Genomic DNA, 16,526 nt, shown 5'->3' on the forward strand with positions numbered 1-16,526 from the left:
GGTGGGTCGGAACCCACTATAGGGAGAGGCCCTAGAATTCCGCCATGGACTCCGAGACCCCCGCGCCGTCCGACGGACTCCCGCCGACCCTGCTGGAACTCAGCACCTTCCTGCTCGCCCGGATCGGCCGGACCGCACGCGGCCGGCTCGGCGAGCAGCTGGCCGAACGCGGCCTGCGGCTCTGGGACATGGCCGTGCTCGCGGCGCTCGCCGACTTCGGGCCGCAGGCGCAGCGGGACCTGGTGCGGCGGCTGGGCATCGACCCGAGCGACCTCGCGAAGGTCGCCGATCAGCTGGGTGCGGCCGGGTACGTCGAGCGCAGCCGGGACCGGGCGGACCGGCGGCGGGTCTCGGTCTCCGTCACCGAGGCCGGGCGGGCGCTGCTGGCCGAACTGGAGGCGCGGGCCCGGGCGGTGCAGGACGAGGTGCTCGCACCGCTGGACGAGGGGGAGCGGCGGGTGCTGCAGGGACTGTTGCGGCGGGTGAACGAGGGGGCCGCGCTGCGGCGCGGACCGGTGTGAGCTCAGGTGGTCGGCGGCGCGGGTCGGCGGGCGCCCGCGAACTCGCCCGCCCAGCGCGGGAGGTCGAGTACCTTCTCCACCCGCGCGACCAGCGTGCCGGTGCGCTCGGCGTGGATCATCGCGCCGTCGCCCGCGTAGACGCCGACGTGGTGCAGCGGGGCGTCGGGGCGGGAGAAGAACAGCAGGTCGCCGGGGGCGAGGGCGTCGCGTTCGACCGGAGCGCTGCGGTTGAACTGGGCGACGGTGTAGTGCCCGAGCTCGACGGTCCCGTGGCTGGCGCGGTACCAGCAGTAGAGGGACAGGCCGCTGCAGTCGAAGCCGACCGTGCTCTCGCCCAGGCACACGCCGTTGAGGTAGCCGTTGTCCTGGTCGCAGAAGCCGAGGCCGGGCCCCAGCCGGTCGCCGCCGCCCCAGGCGTACGGGACACCGATCTGCGCGGCGGCGACGGCGGCGACCCGCTGGCCCAGCGCGGCGGCGGGCTCGGACGGGCCTGCGGCGTGGGCGGGTTGGGCCGCCTGACCGAGCGCCGGGACGATGCTCGCGCCGAGCGCGAGGCCGAGCACGCGGCGGCGTCCGACTCCGGAGGCCTGGTCGTGGCCGGGCGGTTGGGGCTCCATCGGTCGGCTCCCGGGCGGTGGTGGCGGCCTGTGCCGCGGCGCTGGTCGCCCTGTTGGCGTGGGCGGGCACCAGGATCGCGGTCCGGTGGCTCGGTCCGCCATCACCCGCACAGGTGAATCATGAGCACACGGGCCTTGGCGGGGCCGGGAGTTCGCCGGAAATCGTTTGACGCTCGTTCGTGAGGGGCCAACGATGAGCGCGGACGTTCGGTCGCGATCCTCGGAGGGCCCCATGAGCAGCGCCGTCAAGCTGATCCGCAGCACCCGTCTGACCCCGGCCGTCGACTACGCCTACGCGGCGGTCGTCGACGCTCCGGCCCGCTCGCTCTGGCTCGCCGGGGCCTGTCCGCTGGACGAGGAGGGGCGCACGGTCGCCGTCGGCGACTACGAGGGCCAGACGCACCAGGTGATGCGCAATCTGACAACCGTGCTGGAGGACGCGGGCGCGGGGCTCACGGACATCGCCCGGACCACCGTGTACGTGGCATCCAGCGATCAGGCGGACCTGGTGAAGGTGTGGAACGTGTACCGGGAGTACCTGGGCGAGCATGACGCCCCCAGCACGCTGCTCGGCGTCACGGTGCTCGGCTACACCGACCAGTTGGTGGAGGTGGAGGCGGTGGCCGTGCTGCCCTGACGGCGGTGGTCGACCCCGGCGTTGGGTCGGCTGCCGTCCGGTCCGGTGCCGTTCGGACGGGTGCTGCTCAGGAAGAGGCGCCGGCGAGCAGGGCATCGAGCTTCCGGTAGCCCTCGACGACGCCATGCTCCATTCCGCTGGCCAGGATCGCGTCCCGGGCCGCCAGGCTGTCGACCACCGACAGCACGGTGACCCGGGTGCGGCCCTCGCCGACGGCTTCGAAGACGGCGGTGTCCAGCGAAACGCCGTCCGGCACGCCCTCGAAGGTGAAGGTCTGGACGAGCCGGGTGGCCGGCCGGACTTCGTGGAAGGACCCGTAGAAGGCGGCGACCTCCTGGCCGTCACGGTGCATGGAGTAGCGGTAGTGGCCGCCGGTGCGGCCGTCCCAGTCGTCGATCTTCATGTCGAGGTCCTCGGGGCCGAGCCACTGGGCGACCAGCTGGGGCTCGATCCAGGCCCGGAACACCCGCTCCTGCGGGGCGTCGAACTCGCGGACAATCCGGATGGTGGGCAGCGTCGGGTCCGCTTCGATCCGGGTCTCGTGGGTGGAGGTGGAGGTCATGACGGGGCTCCTCGAGTGGGGTCGGGGCGGGGTCGGGTACCGGCGTTCACCGGACCGGTCGGGTCCGGGGGCGGGGGCGGGGTCGGGTGAGTGTCCGGTGCCGGGTGGGCGTCCGGGGTCGCGTCTGCTGCGGCGCCCGGGGCGGTGTCGCGATCGCCCAGGGCGGAGAGCACGGCGTCCAGGCGGCTGAAACGTGCCTCGGCCTGGCGGCGGTAGCGCTCGATCCAGCTCGTCATCAAGTCGAACACCTGCGGCTCCAGGTGGCACGGCCGTCGTTGGGCGTCTCGGCTGCGGCTGACCAGCCCGGCCTCCTCCAGCACCTTGAGGTGCTTGGAGACGGCCTGCATGGACATCGCGTAGGACTCCGCCAGTTCGCCGACGGTCGCGTCCCGGACCGAGAGCCGGGCGACGATGTCGCGCCGGGTCGGGTCGGCCAGGGCGACGAACGCCCGGGAGAGCTGGTCGACGGCCACGGCACACCTCTGTTCATCCTCAACCGTTTGGTTGAGAACAACGGTACTCCGGCCTCGCCGCGTATTCAACCAATTGGTTGCGGGGGGTCGGGGGCGCGTCCCGGGTGGGTTTCGGGTTCCTGATGGGTGGCCGGCGATCAGAAACCGATCGTTCGGTTTCTGATCCACAGGGCTCGGTGGAAGGAGTGGGGGTCGGCGGATTGCCCGGAAGGCCCGGATTCCGCTTGACCGAAGAGGGGCTGACGGACCGTGGGGCGGGCCAAGCGGTGGGGTGGGTGGAGGGGCCGAGCGGGCTGATGGCCCGACATTGCTTGTAGCCCGTCGGTGGCCCGCAGCTAAGATACGGGGTGTTTGGTTTTGTTTCCGGGGCTCAGGGCGGGGTGGTTGCGGTGGTACGGCAAGAACGGGCGCTCCGGACGCGTCGGCTGATCCTGGAGGCTGCGGCGACGGTCTTCGACGAGTTCGGGTACGAGGGCGCCACCATCGGGGAGGTGGTCTCCCGCGCGGGTGTGACGCGTGGAGCCGTGTACTTCCACTTCGCCTCGAAGCGGGAACTCGCGCAAGGTGTCGTCGAGGAACAGTTCGTCCAGGACGGCGTGCCGGAACGCAGCTGCAAACTCCAGGAGTTCGTGGATACCGGGATGACGGTCGCGCACCTGATGCCGCGTAACCCGCTGCTCAGCGCGGGCGCTCGGCTCTCGCTCGGTCAGGACGCGTCCGACGACTTCGGCGGCGGGGCGATCCCCGGCTGGATCGGCCGGATGGAGGCGCTGCTGGTTGCCGCCGGTGAGCGCGGCGAGTTGCTGCCGCACGTCGTTCCGGCCGACACCGCGTGGCTGGTCACCGCCGCCTGGACCGGAGTTCAGATCCAGTCGCAGAAGCTCTGTGGCCGGGCCGACCTGGAGCGGCGGGTTTCCGGTCTGTTCCAGCACCTGATGCCGAGCGTCGCGGTGCCCGGCGTGCTCGGCTCCCTGCAGATGGGCCCGGACCGCGGTGCCCAGGTGGTCGCCGAGGTCGCGGCGGCCCGGGCGGCGTGGGAGGGCGGCGGAGGGTCGTCGGCGAAGTCGCGGACCGGGGGCGAGGTGGTCGTGAACGGGGCCGGTGCGGGCTGACCGAACCCGTCCCGAGTGGCTCGGTTCCGGACGGGAGCGCCCCGGGGCCACGGGGATCCGAGGCCGCCTTCGCCTTGCCCGGGGGTAGGCCGTCTGCTCGGCGAGGCGCTCGCCGTGCGGGGCGGCCCGGTCTTCGCCGATGTCCCGGTCGGCGGTCACCGTCTCGTCCCGCCGGGCAGCTCCGGCGGGCGCCGCAGCGGGCCGATGGCGCCGCAGCTCGCCCAACCCGGCCCGCCCGCGGCGGACGGGTCGAATGTCAGTGCTGCTCGCCATGATGACGGTATGAAGGACGCAGCCACCACGGCCATCCCCGCCGCCCTCGCCTCCCCGGAGGCCTACGCCGACGCCGTCGCCACCGCCGTACGGGCCGCCGCGGCGTACTACTCCGACGGTTCCACCGCGCTGGGGGACGACGAGTACGACGCTCTGGTCCGGGCGGTCGAGGCCTATGAGCGCGAGCACCCCGACCAGGTGCTGCCGGAGTCGCCCACCGGCAAGGTGGCCGGGGGAGCGGCGGTCGGCGACGTCCCGCACAGCACGCCGATGCTCTCGCTGGACAACGTCTTCTCCGCCGAGGAGCTGGAGTCCTGGGCTGCCGGGCTGGAGCGCCGGCTCGGCCGGCCGGTCGCCGCCTGGTGTGTCGAACCCAAGCTGGACGGTCTGGCCGTCGCCGCCCACTACCGGGAGGGCCGGCTGTACCAGGTGCTCACCCGGGGCGACGGCCTGGCCGGGGAGGACATCACCCACGCGGCCGACGCCGTGCTCGGCCTGCCCGCCCGGCTCGCCGAGCCGCTCGACGTCGAACTGCGCGGCGAGGTGCTGCTCACCCACGAGCAGTTCGAACAGGCCAACGCGGTGCGCACCGCCCACGGCGCCACCCCCTTCGCCCACCCGCGCAGCGGCGCCGCGGGCACCCTGCGCGCCAAGGACCGCCCCTACCGGATCGAGCTGACCTTCTTCGGCTACGACGCCCACGGCCTGCCCGGCCTCGGCCACGTCGAACTGCTCACTCGCCTCGCCGAACTCGGCGCCAACACCGCCGCCAGCACCCACGCCGCGCCGCTCCGCTGCGCGACCCTCGCCGAGGCCGAGCAGCGGATCGAGGAGATCGCCGCCCTGCGCGCCGCGCTGCCGTTCGGGATCGACGGCGTGGTGGTCAAGGCGGACGCGGTCGCCGACCAGGAAGCGGCGGGTTCCGGCTCCCGGGCGCCGCGTTGGGCGGTGGCCCGCAAGCTCCAGGCCCAGCACAAGGTCACCCGGCTGCTCGGGGTGGAGTGGAACGTCGGCCGCACCGGCATCATCGCGCCGCGGGCGGTGCTCGACCCGGTGGTGATCGACGGCGTCACCGTCACCTACGCGACCCTGCACAACCCCGCGGACATCGAGCGCCGCGGGCTGATGATCGGGGACCAGGTCTTCGTCTACCGCGCCGGGGACGTCATCCCGCGGGTGGAGGCGCCGCTGGTCGACGAGCGCACCGGCGCCGAGCAGCCGATCGCCTTCCCCGAGGTCTGCCCGCGCTGTGGCGACGCCATCGACCGCGCGGAGCAGCGCTGGCGCTGCGTGCGCGGCCGGGGCTGCCAGGCCGTCGCCTCGGTGATCTACGCGGCCGGGCGCGACCAGCTCGACATCGAGGGCCTCGGCGGCACCCGGGCCGTGCAACTGGTCGAGTCCGGACTGGTCGCCGACCTCGCCGACCTGTTCACCCTGACCAAGGAGCAGTTGCTCACCCTGGAGCGGATGGGCGACACCAGCGCCGACAAGCTGCTCGCCGCCATCGAGACCGCCCGCACCCGCCCGCTGAACCGGGTGTTCTGCGCGCTGGGCATCCGGGGCACCGGGCGGACGATGTCGCGCCGGATCGCCGCGCACTTCGGCAGCATGGCCGCGATCAGGGCCGCCGACGCCGTGGCGCTGGCGGGCGTGGACGGCATCGGGGTGGAGAAGGCCGCCGTGATCGTCGCCGAACTCGCCGCGGTGGCAGAACTTTTGGACCGGCTGGTGGAACAGGGCGTGGGGACGCAGGTGTCCCGGCCGGTGTCCGCGGCGCCAGCGGCCGACGTCGCTGCGGCCGTCACCGGCACGGCCGTCATCGGCGAGGGAGTTACGGGCGAGGGGATCGCGGACGAGGGCGCCACGGCCGGCGGCGCGGCGGCCGGTCCGCTGGCGGGGAAGAGTGTCGTGGTCACCGGCAGCATGACCGGGGCCCTGGCCGCACTCTCCCGCAACGAGATGAACGAGCTGATCGAGCGCGCGGGCGGCAAGGCGTCTTCCTCGGTGTCCAAGCGCACCAGCCTGCTGGTCGCGGGCGAGAAGGCGGGCTCCAAGCGCGCCAAGGCGGAGGAGCTCGGGGTGCCGATCAGCAGCCCGGAGGAGTTCGCCGTCCTGGTGGCCGACTTCCTCGGCTGAGCCACCCGCCGAGCCCGCGGCCGCGACGCAATGGCCGTGATGCCACGGCCGTGACGCCACGGCCACCGAGCCTTGGCCGGGGCGCCTCGGCCAAGGCATGCGGGGGTTGATCACGGCCGGGGCGGGTGCGGTAGGGTGACCGACGCTGAACACGACCGCGAGCCAGGGAGGTGAGACCCATTACCGGTATGTCCGAGCGGGTGCTCCCGGAGCGCGGCCGTGCGGGCGCACCGCGCGCGTAGCGCGGGCGCACCGACGCGGCGTCGGCCCTGGCGGGAGCCCTGACGGAGTCCTCCGTTCTCCTCCCGTCCTCCCAAGGGGTCCCCTTGCCCGTCTTCGTCTCCGCCGCTCTCCGTTCCTCCGTCGTCTCCCAACTGCGCTCCGCCGGCTGTGTGTTCGCCGAGGACGAGGCGCGCATCCTGCTCACCGCCGCCGCCACGACCGCCGAACTCGCCGCCATGGTCCGCGCCCGCGCCCAGGGCCGGCCGCTCGAACACGTCGTCGGCTGGGCCGAGTTCGCCGGTCTGCGGATCGCCGTCGACCCCGGGGTGTTCGTCCCGCGCCGACGCAGCGAGTTCCTGGCCGCCGAGGCCGCTCGACTCGCCGGACCCGGCGCGGTGGTGGTCGACCTGTGCTGCGGCAGCGGCGCACTCGGCGCCGCCGTCGCGGCCACCACCGGTCGCCCCGTCGAGCTGTACGCGGCCGATCTGGACCCGGTGGCCGTCCGCTGCGCCCGCCGCAACCTGGCGGGGACGGGCGCCCGGGTCTTCGAGGGCGACCTGTTCGCCGCCCTGCCCGACGCGCTGCGCGGCCGGGTCGAGGTGCTGATCGCCAACGTCCCGTACGTGCCGACCGGCGAGATCGAGCTGCTGCCGCCCGAGGCCCGGTTGCACGAGGCGAGGCCCGCGCTGGACGGCGGGACGGACGGGCTGGACGTGCTGCGCCGGGTGGCCGCGGCGGCGCCGCAGTGGCTGGCGGCCGGTGGCGCACTGCTGTTCGAGACCAGCGATCGGCAGGCGGACGGCGCGCTGGCGGTGGCGCGGGAGGCCGGTCTGGCGGCGGCGGTGAGCCGCGAGGAGGAACTGGACGCCACCGTGGTCACGGCGACCCTGGGCTGAGCCGCGGCGGATCCCGGAGGACCCCTCATCCGTCGCTCCGGCCACCGGACCCCCGTGCCGGTGGCCGGAGCGACGGTCGGTCGACCGTCCGACCGGGTCGACCGTTCGGCCGGTCAGATTTTGGCGCCGTACACGTGGTCGACCGGGATGGTGAGCAGCACCCGGCGGTCGGCGACCATCGACTCGCGGTACTCCGCCCAGTCCGGGTGCTCCCCGGCGGCCCGCCGGTAGTAGTCGACCAGCGCCTCGACCTCGGGCCCGTGCGGGTCGGTGCCCGGACCGGTGAGGGTGGCGACGCCCTCGGCGGTGGCCCATGACCGCCCGTCCGGCCCGGTCACCTCCAGGCTGACCCGCGGGTCCCGGCGCAGGTTGGCGGTCTTCGCCAGCCCCTCCCGGGTGGAGATCAGGATGACGTTCGCCTCGCGGTCGTAGAACGGCATGATCGGGGAGAGCTGGGGCCGTCCGTCCGCCTTGATGGTGGCGAGGATGCCAAGGCGGCTCTGTGCGAGCAGGGCGTGGGGGTCGTGATCAGTGGCGGTCATGCGAGCAATCATGGGGCCTCACACCGGTGTGAGGGTCAAGGCCGTGCAGGCGTGTTGTCCCCCGCGCCTGACGGATTCGGCGGTCGGCATGTACGGGGACGCGGCGCATCCGTGAGCGGTCGCGGGTAGTTCTCGCCCGCCGCCCGCCGCCCGCCGCCCGCCGCCCGCCGCCCGCCGCCCGCCGCCCGCCGTGCCGGTAAGCCGGTCAGTCGGTCAGTCGGTCCCGAGCTTGCGGACGGCCCCGGCGAGCGCCTCGGCCGTCCGCCGCACATCCGCCTCCGTGGTGCGCCAGTTGCTGAACGCGGCGCGCAGGGCGGGCAGGCCGGCGTAGCGGGTGGGGGTCAGGAAGGCCTCGCCGGAGAGCTCGGCGGCGAGGGCGGCGAGGCGCTCGGGGGTCGGGTCCTCGGCGAGGGTGAAGCAGACGACGTTGAGACGGACCGGGGCGAGCAGGCGCAGGCCGTCGATCGCCTCGATCGCCTCGCCGAGCGCGCGGGCGCCGGTGGTGCAGCGCTCCACGATCTCGCGGTGGCCGGCCCGGCCGTAGGCGCGCAGGGTGAACCAGGCGGCCAGGGCGCGCAGCCGGTGGGAGTTCTCCGGGGTGAGGTGCACGAGGTCGGGGTGCTCGCCGATCGGGCCGAGGTAGGCGGCGGCGTTCTGGAAGACCCGGGCCTGGAGGTCGCGGCGGCGGGTGAACTGCACGGCGCTGTCGTAGGGCACGTTGAGCCACTTGTGCAGGTCCACGCAGACCGAGTCGGCCCGGTCCAGCCCGGCGACCAGCCGCGCGTGCTCCGGGGAGAGGGCCGCGAAGGCGCCGAAGGCCGCGTCGACGTGCAGCCAGAAGCCGTACTGCTCGCGGAGCGCGGCGATCGCGCTCAGGTCGTCGAAGTCGACCGTGTTGACGGTGCCCGCGTTGGCGACCACGATGCACGGGCCGTCGGCCTCGGCGAGCGCCCGCTCCAGCGCGGCCACGTCCACGGCCTCCCGGCCGGGCAGGGTGGGGACGACGGTCAGCGCGGCGCGGCCGAGGCCCAGTACGGACAGCGCCTTGGACACGCTCGAATGCGCGCTGCCCGACAGCACCCGCACCCGGCCCAGCGCGGCCACCCCGTCCTCGGCCACGTCCACCCCGAGCCGCTCGCCCAGCCACTCCCGGGCGACCGCCAGGCCCACGGTGTTGGACATGGTGGCGCCGCTGACGAAGGCGCCGCTGTGCGCGGAGGAGAGCCCGAAGAGCTCGCGCAGCCAGCCGACCGTCTCCCGCTCCAGGTGCTGTCCGGCCGGGTCCAGCGAGGAGTTGGAGTTCTGGTCGGCGGTGGCGGTCAGCCAGTCGCCCACCAGTGCGGCCGGGGTCGCCCCGCCCGTCACGAACCCGAAGTAGCGCGGCCCGGTACTGGCCGACAGCCGGGGTTCCCAGCGCTCGTCGAACTCCGCCAGGGCCGCCCGCAGGCCCCCGCCGTTCTCCTGCAGCGGGCCTGCCGGCGTGGGCCGGTCGGCCTGCCGCGGGATCACCGGCCGGTCGTCGAGCCCGGCGAGGAAGCCGACCGCCCGCTGCCGGGCCTCCTCCAGGAGGGCGGGCAGTTGGTCGAGGTCGGAGGCGAGGTCGGGGTGCATGGGGTTTCTCCGTTGATCGGTTGTCAGGCCGAGGGTAGTGGCGCGCGGAGATCGTGTCGCGGGCCAATCCGCGGTCGGTGGCCTGGGCGTCCCGGGTGGGCGTGTGCCTGGTGTGGGCCCGGGGGGGTGGGGACCGCTCGCCGGTGGTAGCGGAGCGTGAGGATTCCTCCGCCGCGGTTGGGGCACGCGCGATGCGACCGAGGAACCGGCACGAGGCGAGGAGGTAACGGTGAACGACATCGCGCAGGGAGGCGCCGGAGGTGTGCCGCTGCACCACGGCTCCGAGGAGGACGGCAGCACCGATCCCCGGGCTCCGGGTGTGACCGGCCGGGACGATGACGGATCGGGCGGCTCCGGCGGGTCAGGGACGACCGGTGGGTCCGGTGCGTCCGGACAGGCGCCTGAGGACCCGGTCGAGGACCAGGGGGACGCGACCACCGCGCAACCCGGCCGGGCGCGCCGGCTCGGGCCCGACGAGTCGGGGGAGACGGAGGTGTCGGACGACGCGTGATCCGGTCGTCGGACGCGTCCACCGCCGCCTGGCGGCCGGGGCCTGCGGACCCCGGCCGCCAGGCGCCCGAGTGTGTGCCGCGTGTGTCGCGTCCGCTCCGCGCCGGGAGGGTTTGGCGCGTCCTCGCGGCGGTACACGCGCCCCGGGGCGGCTTCGGACACCGGACCGCACCGGCCGCTCCGTGCCGAGAACCGTCCGGTCGACTTCGGGAGGACCCTGTGATCGTGCCCCGCGTCATGGCCCGGCCGTCCGCAGCTCCGGCGGCGGTACGAGACGGGCGTGTGCGTCGTGACGGCTACGCCCGGCTGAGCGCCGCCGATCTCGGCATCGACACCGAGACGTTCGCGACGGACTTCGAGGGCCTCACGGACGCCTGTCGCGACCTGCCCCCGGACCCGTACGCACGGCGGACCAACCGGTTCCGCCGCTACTCCCACGCCGTCCACCTGCCCTGGACCGGGGAGCTGTCCTACGTTCCGGGCGCTCCCGACGACGAGTTCGGCACCGCCACCGAGTACTGGCAGGACGAGCACAACCCCGAGTACCCGCGGATGCGCCGTCGGTTGCCCGACATCCCGCCCGCCCTCCACGGCAACCGACTGCTGGAGGCCCTGATCCGTGCCGATCTCGACCACGCCCTGTGGCTGGAGGACCTGCACCGCGTCCCCGTCTACGTGGGTGTCCACCTGATCGCGCTCGCCGTGCGTGACCGCGAGCAGGTCGCGGTGTCCTCGCCGAACTGCCTGCACCAGGACGGTGGTTCGCCGGCGACGTTCACCTTCGCCCACCTCCTCGGGCGGCGCAACGTCGAGGGCGGCGAGAACGTCATCGCCACCCCGGAGAGCGCCGGTCGGCAACCCGACGACCTGCCCCCGGGGGCCGTCCACGACCGGTTCTTCCTGACCGAGCCCCTGGACGGCTACGGTGTGCACGACCAGCGGGTCAGCCACTACGTCGGCCCGGTCCGTCTCGGTGACGAGGAGGGCGACGGGCGGCGCGAGATCCTCATCGTCGGCATCGCCCCGTACGAACCCGGGCTGTAGCCGGGCGCGCCCGTTCCCGCGGCAGGGTCGGGCCCGTTGTCAGACCTGCCCGCTAGCCTCCGAACGGATGTCCCGGAACGGAACGGACGGAACGGACGGAACGGCCGGGGCGGACGGGGCGGACGGGAGGGACGGGGCACATGGGAGCGAAGACCGGGGTGTCCGAGGACCGGCCGGTGCCCCTGGTCTGCTGCTGGCTGGCGTGGATCGCGGTGAACACCGGCGACCAGGCCGGGGTGATGGACCTGTTGGGACTGTCCGCGCCGCTGCCGGTGTCGTTCGAGGTCGGGGTCGACGCGGTGGACGGCGACGGCCACCCCTTCTCCGACGACGATCCGCACGACGGCTTCCGCCGGGTGTTCGTCACGCCGGAGCTGGCCGGGTGGACGCTGGTGGCGGGAGCCTGGTGCGATCCGGTCGACGCCGAGCGGGCCGCGGACGTCCTGGCGGCCTGCGAGCGGTTGAGCGCCCGCTACGGGCGGGCCCAGGCGTACTGGTACAGCGCGCAGAACGACGGCTCGGCCGTCCTGGTCGCCGAACAGGGCGTGGCCGTACGGCGGTTCGGCTTCGTCCCGGGCGAGGAGACGGCGCACCTGGAGCTGGGTGCGCCGTTGCCCTACGAGCAGCGGCGGCGTGCCGAGCTGGGGCTGCCCCCGCTCGCGGCGGGCCAGGTGGACCCCGAGGAGCAGGCGGACGACTGGGAGTGGGAGCTGCTCGAACTGGCACCCCGTCTGGCCGGGGAGTTGAGCCTCGACCCCGGGGCGATCGGACCGGACACGCCGGTACGGGGCACCGGCGTGCTGGCCCTCACGGAGTACGGGCGTCGGCTGGGCGTGGCCGAGTGACCGGAGCTGTCGGCGGGGCCGGTCAGCGCGGGCGTCGGGGCAGTTCGGCCTGCCGGACCGGCCGGGAGGTGAGCGCGTAGATCGCGCCGAGGCAGGAGAGGCCGCCACAGCCCAGGAAGACGGGCGCGGCGCCCCAGGCGCCGATGGCGGCGCCGACCAGGGGGTAGCTGAGCGGGGCGACGCCGACCATGGTGAGCATCACGACGGAGGTGACCCGGCCCAGGTAGGCGGGGTCGGCGGTGGTCTGGACGAGGGCGCCGTCCAGGCTGCCGAAGACGCCCGCACTCAGGCCGACGAACGCGGCGAGCACGGCGGCCGACCACAGCGCGGGGAGCGAGCCCATGGCGGCCGCGCCCAGGCTGCCGAGCAGCAGGGTGACGGCCATGGTCAGGCCGGCCCGGGGCAGCCAGCCGGCGACGGCGAGCAGGGCGGCGCCGGCGGCGGCGCCCGCGCCGAAGCAGGCGACGATCAGGCCGAGGCCGGACGGGCCCCAGCCCCGTTCGGCGTTGAGGAGCACCATGCCGACGTTGAGGGTGCCGATGAGGCCGAGTTCGCAGACGGCGCCGACCAGGACCAGCGGTCCGAGCAGGCGGTGGCGCCGGAGGTAGCGCAGGCCGTCGCGCAGCTCGGCACGGGCGGTGCCGGATCCACCGGGCGCGGCCCGGTCCTCGTGCGGCTCCAGGGGCCGGATCCGTACGGACAGCAGCAGGGGCAGCGACAGGGCGAACAGCCCGCCCGCGACGGTGAAGGCGACGGCCGGGCCGCCGAGGGCCATGGCCAGGCCGCCGATTGGCGGGCCGGCGATCTGGCCCAGGCGCATCGCGAGCGAGCGCAGACCGGTGACGCGGGCCAGCTGGTCGGGGCTGGTGAGGCGGGGCGGCAGGGCGCCGACGGCGGGGACGAACAGGGCGTCGACGGCGCCGAAGACCAGAGCCACCGCGATCAGCAGCCACAGGGCGGGCGTGGTCAGGGCGACAGCGGCGGCGATGGAGAGGATGAGCAGGCAGCGCAGCGCGTCGCTGCCGAGGATCACCCGCCGCGGGTCGAGGCGGTCGGCGACCACCCCTCCGCCGAGCATCAGCACCGCCCGGGGCAGCGCACCGGCGGCCATCACCAGGCCGAGCTCGGTGGGGCCGACGGTCTTCTGGGCCGACCAGCCGAGGGCGAGGAAGTAGACGGTGTCGCCGACCAGGGAGGCGGTGTAGGCGGTGAGCCAGCGCAGGACGTTGGCGTCACGGTGCGCGGGGAGAGCGGGGCGTACGGACGGTGCCGTTTCCAACGTGGCCATGGGGGCGGGCTCCTGTGGGTGGGCGGACGCGTCAGGGGCGGAACGGGAAGCCGTACAGGTGGACGGACACGTGCTCGCGGTTCTCGCTGTCGCCGGCCGCCTTGGCGGCCCTGCCGCGCTCCCGCCAGCGGCGGCCCAGGGCCTGCAACTCGTCGTTCAGTTCGGCGAGTTCGGCGGCGGTGAGATCGAGCAGCCACTCGGAGGTGAAGGCCGCGTCCGTCCACTCGCGGCCCCAGGCGGCGCCCTGGTCCAGGTAGGTGCGGACCTGGGCGGCGCGGCTGTCGAGCAGGCCGCGGGTGACGGCGCCGACCGCGGCCGCGCCCTCGGGCGTCCCGGCGAGGTCCGACTCGCGGAAGCCCCAGCCCTCCTCGGAGGCGACCTGCCACCACCGCTCCCGTCCGTCGGCGCTCTGACCGGTCGCCTCGACGACGAAGTCGAGTTCGGCCAGCTTGCGCAGGTGGTAGCTGACCAGGGACGGCGCCTGGTCGACCTGCTCGGCGAGCTGCGAGGCGGTGGCGGTGCCGGCCGCGTAGAGCAGGCGATAGAGCTGCATCCGCAGGGGGTTGGTGAACGCCTTGAGGCGGGAGAGGTCGGTGATCCGCTCCGGCCGGGGGGTTTCGGGCATGCCTCCACGGTAGGTACGAAAGGAAAGTTGCGCAATGAAAACTGCGCAATAAAAATTTCGGAGACCTCAGGGGCTCCGGGACGCGGTCCGGAGCCCGGCCACGGGTTCGCCGGGTCGGGCGCCGTGATCGACCGCGCCCCCGTCCGCAGTCGCGGACGGGGGTGTGCGGGTCCGGTCGGCCGCTCGGGCTCAGCCCGCCGCGCGGTAGGCCGTACCCACGCGGTTGGGGGTTGCCCGGTTGTAGAGACCGGTGCCACCGCGGTCCGCGGAGAGGGTGAACCACGCGTAGCGTTCGACGAAGGGGAGGCCCTGGAGCATCGCGGTCGACTTCGTCACGAACGCGGCCTGCTGTTCCGGTGTCGGATACCTCGGGGTGCCGCTGGAGAAGTCGATCAGGGCGTACTCGGTGAGCCAGATCGGCTTGTTGTAGCGGTTGTGGACCGCCTGGAGGTAGCTGCGCAGTTGACCGGTCGCGGCGTCGGCGCGGAAGTCCGAGCCGTACCAGTGCAGGGGGACGAAGTCGACCTTGTAGTGGCGGGAGGCGGCGCCCTTCATGAACCGGTCGAGCCAGCCGCCCGCGACGTCGCCGCCGCCGGCCACCGCGGGTGCGCCCAGGCGCATTCCGGTCGACTGGAGCCGGGGCCACAGGTCGAGGGCCCGGGACACGTTCATGTTCGCCTGCGCCGGCAGGTCGGGTTCGTTGAACCCGAGCAGCGTCGTGCCCTCCTTCCTGGCTGTCGCGAGCTGTGCGTCGGTCACCGAGGCCGCCCCCCAGATCATGGGGACGAACTCGACGCCGGCCGGCGGCTTGATCTGCTGCCGGTCCGAGGCCCAGGTGAAGAACCAGCCGACCCCGGAGTCAGCCAGTGCCCCGGTGGCGTCGGTGAAGTTCCAGGCGCTCACGCCCTTCTTCTTCACCGGGGCGGCGGACGCGTCGGCGGTACTGCCGACCGTGAGGCAGGTCAGCACCGCGAGTAGAACGGCGAACAGGCGTGTTCGACCCGGCAAGACGTTCCCCTCCTTCGATCACGCGGGTCCGAAGGTGACGGTGAAGCCGCTGCAGCGGCTGCACTGCTGCATCACCTTGTTGCCCGGCACCTGGTCCTGCTTGGACCAGGTGTAGGCCTTGGGGCACTTCGCGCTGAGCGCGCGGCTGTAGTCGCTGGGGGTGTCCCGGCTGGGGTTGGTGCACAGTACGGGCTTGCCGTCCGGCCCGCGCGTCAGGTCGGCGGGTGGGCAGTAGGGCAGCAGGTTCGTCGCGCAGCCCCGCGTCTCGCAGCCTCCGCCGGCCGGCGCGGCGTTCACCGGAGTGATCGTGATCGGCAGCGAGAACGCGTTCACGTAGCTCACGTCGTACCAGGGAGCGGCGCCGTCCTTGCTGTCGAAGTTGAACTCCGCGAGGCCGACGGGCTGTTCGCCCGTCGTGCAGTGGTCGGCCGACGGGCCGCAGTCACCCACCCGGCAGTGGAAGGTGCTGCCGGAGGCCCCGCCGCAGCCCTGCCGTGCGAAGAACTTTCCACGCCAGTGGAACGGGGCGGCCGTCTCGGGAATCGCCACCGTCGCGGACTGCCCGGGAGCGAGGACCGGTAGCCGGGTGAACTGCTTCGACCCGTCGGCGTTGACGCCGCTTCCGATCCAGAGCTTCTGGGACGAGTGATTCACGAACGTCACCGTGTGGTTGACCGCCGCAGCCGCGACCGGCGCGGTACGGGGGAGCACTGCCGCGCCCGTCGCCGGCCCCGCGCCCGGCAGCACCACGGTCAGTGCGGCAGCGGCCGCCGCGACGAACAGCCTGGTCAGGAACCTGTGCATGACTTCTCCGTTCCGCTCAGCAGGTCAGGTTGGTTCCGGGGGAGGTGCCGAGGATCTGCGCGAACCTCTGGTACAGGTCGACCCTGTCCTTCATCTCGGCGGTGTTCCTGCCGTTGCACTCGACGGCGCCGTTGATGCTGCGGATCGTCTGGCCGAAGCCGGCGTCGGTGACGATCGCCTGGTGGGCCGTCATGGAACCGGGCCCGGTCTGGGTGTTCCAGTACCAGAGCGCGGTCTTCCACGCGACCTGAGGATTGGTCTGGATCAGGTCGGGGTTGTGGAGCAGGTCGATGTGCAGGGCGTCCCCCGCCGCCTTGTAGTTGAAGTTCCAGCTGAGCTGGAGCGGCCCTCGTCCGTAGTAGGCCGCGCGTCCCGCCGGACACCCGTAGGGCCGGGCGGCGTCGCAGTACGTCGGATAGTTGGCGGTGTTCTGCTCCACGACGTGGCGCAGGCCGCCGGTCTCGTGGCTGACGTTCGCCAGGAAGGCCGCCGCTTCCCGCCGCTTGACCTGATCGTTCCCGGTGTGTGCGAAGGCGGGGTAGGCGCTCATCGCGCCGACCAGTGCCTCGTAGGTGTAGAACTGGTTCCTGTTCGGGAACATCCGGCCGAACTGGGCCTTGCTCACGACGAAACCGGCCTGGTCCGCCGCCGTCGCGTGCGTCGGTCCGGCCTTCGACTCGGCGGAGGCGGAGGCGGAGGTGGAGGTGGACGCGGAGGCGGCGGTGGGCAGGGCGATCGCCGATACGGCTGCCACTGCCGCGGCGATCCTCAGGGCTGAGCGTCGAAGGGACATGCGGGAC

General features: G+C 73.6%; 18 protein-coding genes. 8 read left to right on the top strand and 10 right to left on the bottom strand.

What is annotated here, in order from left to right:
- Window positions 1–44 precede the first annotated feature (44 nt).
- Window positions 45–521 carry a MarR family winged helix-turn-helix transcriptional regulator gene (locus tag HS99_RS02515; RefSeq protein ID WP_046387336.1) on the top strand — a complete coding sequence of 159 codons (477 nt, stop codon included), beginning with the start codon at window positions 45–47 and terminating at the stop codon, window positions 519–521.
- 2 nt (window positions 522–523) lie between these two features.
- Here the strand turns inward: HS99_RS02515 and HS99_RS02520 are convergent, their stop codons facing one another.
- Window positions 524–1,138, bottom strand: a complete 615-nt coding sequence (locus tag HS99_RS02520) for a C40 family peptidase (RefSeq protein ID WP_030285748.1) — start codon at window positions 1,136–1,138, stop codon at window positions 524–526.
- A 232-nt stretch (window positions 1,139–1,370) separates the two neighbouring features.
- Here HS99_RS02520 and HS99_RS02525 point away from each other — a divergent pair, with 232 nt between their 5' ends.
- Window positions 1,371–1,775, top strand: a complete 405-nt coding sequence (locus HS99_RS02525) for a RidA family protein (protein ID WP_030285747.1) — start codon at window positions 1,371–1,373, stop codon at window positions 1,773–1,775.
- A gap of 67 nt (window positions 1,776–1,842) precedes the next feature.
- On the opposite strand, the gene HS99_RS02530 is transcribed toward HS99_RS02525, so the two are convergent.
- The gene (locus tag HS99_RS02530; protein ID WP_030285745.1) at window positions 1,843–2,337 is read right to left on the bottom strand and encodes an SRPBCC family protein; all 495 of its coding nucleotides are present in this window, start codon (window positions 2,335–2,337) and stop codon (window positions 1,843–1,845) included.
- Window positions 2,334–2,810, bottom strand: coding sequence for an ArsR/SmtB family transcription factor (locus HS99_RS02535; protein WP_078968662.1), 477 nt, complete (start codon window positions 2,808–2,810; stop codon window positions 2,334–2,336). The genes HS99_RS02530 and HS99_RS02535 overlap by 4 nt, the downstream gene beginning before the upstream one ends.
- Window positions 2,811–3,199: 389 nt before the next feature.
- Between HS99_RS02535 and HS99_RS02540 the strand changes: the two genes are divergently transcribed.
- The 3 genes from HS99_RS02540 to HS99_RS02550 all read left to right on the top strand — a co-directional run bounded on the left by HS99_RS02540 (window position 3,200) and on the right by HS99_RS02550 (window position 7,449).
- Window positions 3,200–3,922 carry a ScbR family autoregulator-binding transcription factor gene (locus HS99_RS02540; RefSeq protein ID WP_046387272.1) on the top strand — a complete coding sequence of 241 codons (723 nt, stop codon included), beginning with the start codon at window positions 3,200–3,202 and terminating at the stop codon, window positions 3,920–3,922.
- A gap of 282 nt (window positions 3,923–4,204) precedes the next feature.
- On the top strand, window positions 4,205–6,331 hold the full coding sequence (gene ligA / locus HS99_RS02545) for an NAD-dependent DNA ligase LigA (RefSeq protein ID WP_030555590.1): 2,127 nt from the start codon (window positions 4,205–4,207) through the stop codon (window positions 6,329–6,331).
- Window positions 6,332–6,657: 326 nt separating this feature from the next.
- Window positions 6,658–7,449 (top strand): putative protein N(5)-glutamine methyltransferase, encoded by a 792-nt coding sequence (locus tag HS99_RS02550; RefSeq protein WP_030285738.1) that lies wholly within the window; start codon window positions 6,658–6,660, stop codon window positions 7,447–7,449.
- A gap of 113 nt (window positions 7,450–7,562) precedes the next feature.
- On the opposite strand, the gene HS99_RS02555 is transcribed toward HS99_RS02550, so the two are convergent.
- Window positions 7,563–7,991: a PPOX class F420-dependent oxidoreductase gene (locus HS99_RS02555; protein ID WP_030285737.1), complete on the bottom strand. Its 429-nt coding sequence runs from the start codon at window positions 7,989–7,991 to the stop codon at window positions 7,563–7,565.
- A gap of 213 nt (window positions 7,992–8,204) precedes the next feature.
- Window positions 8,205–9,602 carry a pyridoxal phosphate-dependent decarboxylase family protein gene (locus HS99_RS02560; protein WP_030555588.1) on the bottom strand — a complete coding sequence of 466 codons (1,398 nt, stop codon included), beginning with the start codon at window positions 9,600–9,602 and terminating at the stop codon, window positions 8,205–8,207.
- A 229-nt stretch (window positions 9,603–9,831) separates the two neighbouring features.
- On the opposite strand from HS99_RS02560, the gene HS99_RS02565 reads away from it, so the two are divergent.
- The 3 genes from HS99_RS02565 to HS99_RS02575 all read left to right on the top strand — a co-directional run bounded on the left by HS99_RS02565 (window position 9,832) and on the right by HS99_RS02575 (window position 12,001).
- Window positions 9,832–10,113: a hypothetical protein gene (locus HS99_RS02565; RefSeq protein WP_030279123.1), complete on the top strand. Its 282-nt coding sequence runs from the start codon at window positions 9,832–9,834 to the stop codon at window positions 10,111–10,113.
- A gap of 224 nt (window positions 10,114–10,337) precedes the next feature.
- Window positions 10,338–11,156, top strand: coding sequence for a 2OG-Fe dioxygenase family protein (locus tag HS99_RS02570; protein ID WP_141763640.1), 819 nt, complete (start codon window positions 10,338–10,340; stop codon window positions 11,154–11,156).
- Window positions 11,157–11,296: 140 nt separating this feature from the next.
- Window positions 11,297–12,001 carry a hypothetical protein gene (locus HS99_RS02575; RefSeq protein ID WP_232790741.1) on the top strand — a complete coding sequence of 235 codons (705 nt, stop codon included), beginning with the start codon at window positions 11,297–11,299 and terminating at the stop codon, window positions 11,999–12,001.
- Window positions 12,002–12,023: 22 nt separating this feature from the next.
- Here the strand turns inward: HS99_RS02575 and HS99_RS02580 are convergent, their stop codons facing one another.
- The 5 genes from HS99_RS02580 to HS99_RS02600 form a co-directional block, all read right to left on the bottom strand.
- The gene (locus tag HS99_RS02580) at window positions 12,024–13,289 is read right to left on the bottom strand and encodes an MFS transporter (RefSeq protein ID WP_030279129.1); all 1,266 of its coding nucleotides are present in this window, start codon (window positions 13,287–13,289) and stop codon (window positions 12,024–12,026) included.
- A gap of 31 nt (window positions 13,290–13,320) precedes the next feature.
- Complete coding sequence (locus HS99_RS02585) at window positions 13,321–13,914, bottom strand: winged helix-turn-helix domain-containing protein (protein ID WP_030279131.1); 594 nt, start codon at window positions 13,912–13,914, stop codon at window positions 13,321–13,323.
- A 189-nt stretch (window positions 13,915–14,103) separates the two neighbouring features.
- Window positions 14,104–14,922 (bottom strand): glycoside hydrolase family protein, encoded by an 819-nt coding sequence (locus tag HS99_RS02590; RefSeq protein ID WP_030555582.1) that lies wholly within the window; start codon window positions 14,920–14,922, stop codon window positions 14,104–14,106.
- A gap of 18 nt (window positions 14,923–14,940) precedes the next feature.
- Window positions 14,941–15,726: a thaumatin family protein gene (locus tag HS99_RS02595; RefSeq protein ID WP_030555580.1), complete on the bottom strand. Its 786-nt coding sequence runs from the start codon at window positions 15,724–15,726 to the stop codon at window positions 14,941–14,943.
- Window positions 15,727–15,742: 16 nt separating this feature from the next.
- Window positions 15,743–16,519: a chitinase gene (locus HS99_RS02600; protein ID WP_030555578.1), complete on the bottom strand. Its 777-nt coding sequence runs from the start codon at window positions 16,517–16,519 to the stop codon at window positions 15,743–15,745.
- Between the last annotated feature and the right edge of the window lie 7 nt (window positions 16,520–16,526).

Source organism: Kitasatospora aureofaciens, from assembly GCF_001188955.3.
Classification (GTDB): domain Bacteria; phylum Actinomycetota; class Actinomycetes; order Streptomycetales; family Streptomycetaceae; genus Kitasatospora; species Kitasatospora aureofaciens.

What these genes read in the sequence shown, in the direction of transcription:
- HS99_RS02515 (WP_046387336.1), top strand. Translation starts at nt 45, where the DNA reads ATGGACTCCGAGACCCCCGCGCCGTCCGACGGACTCCCGCCGACCCTG.
- HS99_RS02520 (WP_030285748.1), bottom strand. Translation starts at nt 1,138, where the DNA reads ATGGAGCCCCAACCGCCCGGCCACGACCAGGCCTCCGGAGTCGGACGC.
- HS99_RS02525 (WP_030285747.1), top strand. Translation starts at nt 1,371, where the DNA reads ATGAGCAGCGCCGTCAAGCTGATCCGCAGCACCCGTCTGACCCCGGCC.
- HS99_RS02530 (WP_030285745.1), bottom strand. Translation starts at nt 2,337, where the DNA reads ATGACCTCCACCTCCACCCACGAGACCCGGATCGAAGCGGACCCGACG.
- ligA (WP_030555590.1), top strand. Translation starts at nt 4,205, where the DNA reads ATGAAGGACGCAGCCACCACGGCCATCCCCGCCGCCCTCGCCTCCCCG.
- HS99_RS02555 (WP_030285737.1), bottom strand. Translation starts at nt 7,991, where the DNA reads ATGACCGCCACTGATCACGACCCCCACGCCCTGCTCGCACAGAGCCGC.
- HS99_RS02560 (WP_030555588.1), bottom strand. Translation starts at nt 9,602, where the DNA reads ATGCACCCCGACCTCGCCTCCGACCTCGACCAACTGCCCGCCCTCCTG.
- HS99_RS02575 (WP_232790741.1), top strand. Translation starts at nt 11,297, where the DNA reads ATGGGAGCGAAGACCGGGGTGTCCGAGGACCGGCCGGTGCCCCTGGTC.
- HS99_RS02580 (WP_030279129.1), bottom strand. Translation starts at nt 13,289, where the DNA reads ATGGCCACGTTGGAAACGGCACCGTCCGTACGCCCCGCTCTCCCCGCG.
- HS99_RS02585 (WP_030279131.1), bottom strand. Translation starts at nt 13,914, where the DNA reads ATGCCCGAAACCCCCCGGCCGGAGCGGATCACCGACCTCTCCCGCCTC.
- HS99_RS02595 (WP_030555580.1), bottom strand. Translation starts at nt 15,726, where the DNA reads ATGCACAGGTTCCTGACCAGGCTGTTCGTCGCGGCGGCCGCTGCCGCA.
- HS99_RS02600 (WP_030555578.1), bottom strand. Translation starts at nt 16,519, where the DNA reads ATGTCCCTTCGACGCTCAGCCCTGAGGATCGCCGCGGCAGTGGCAGCC.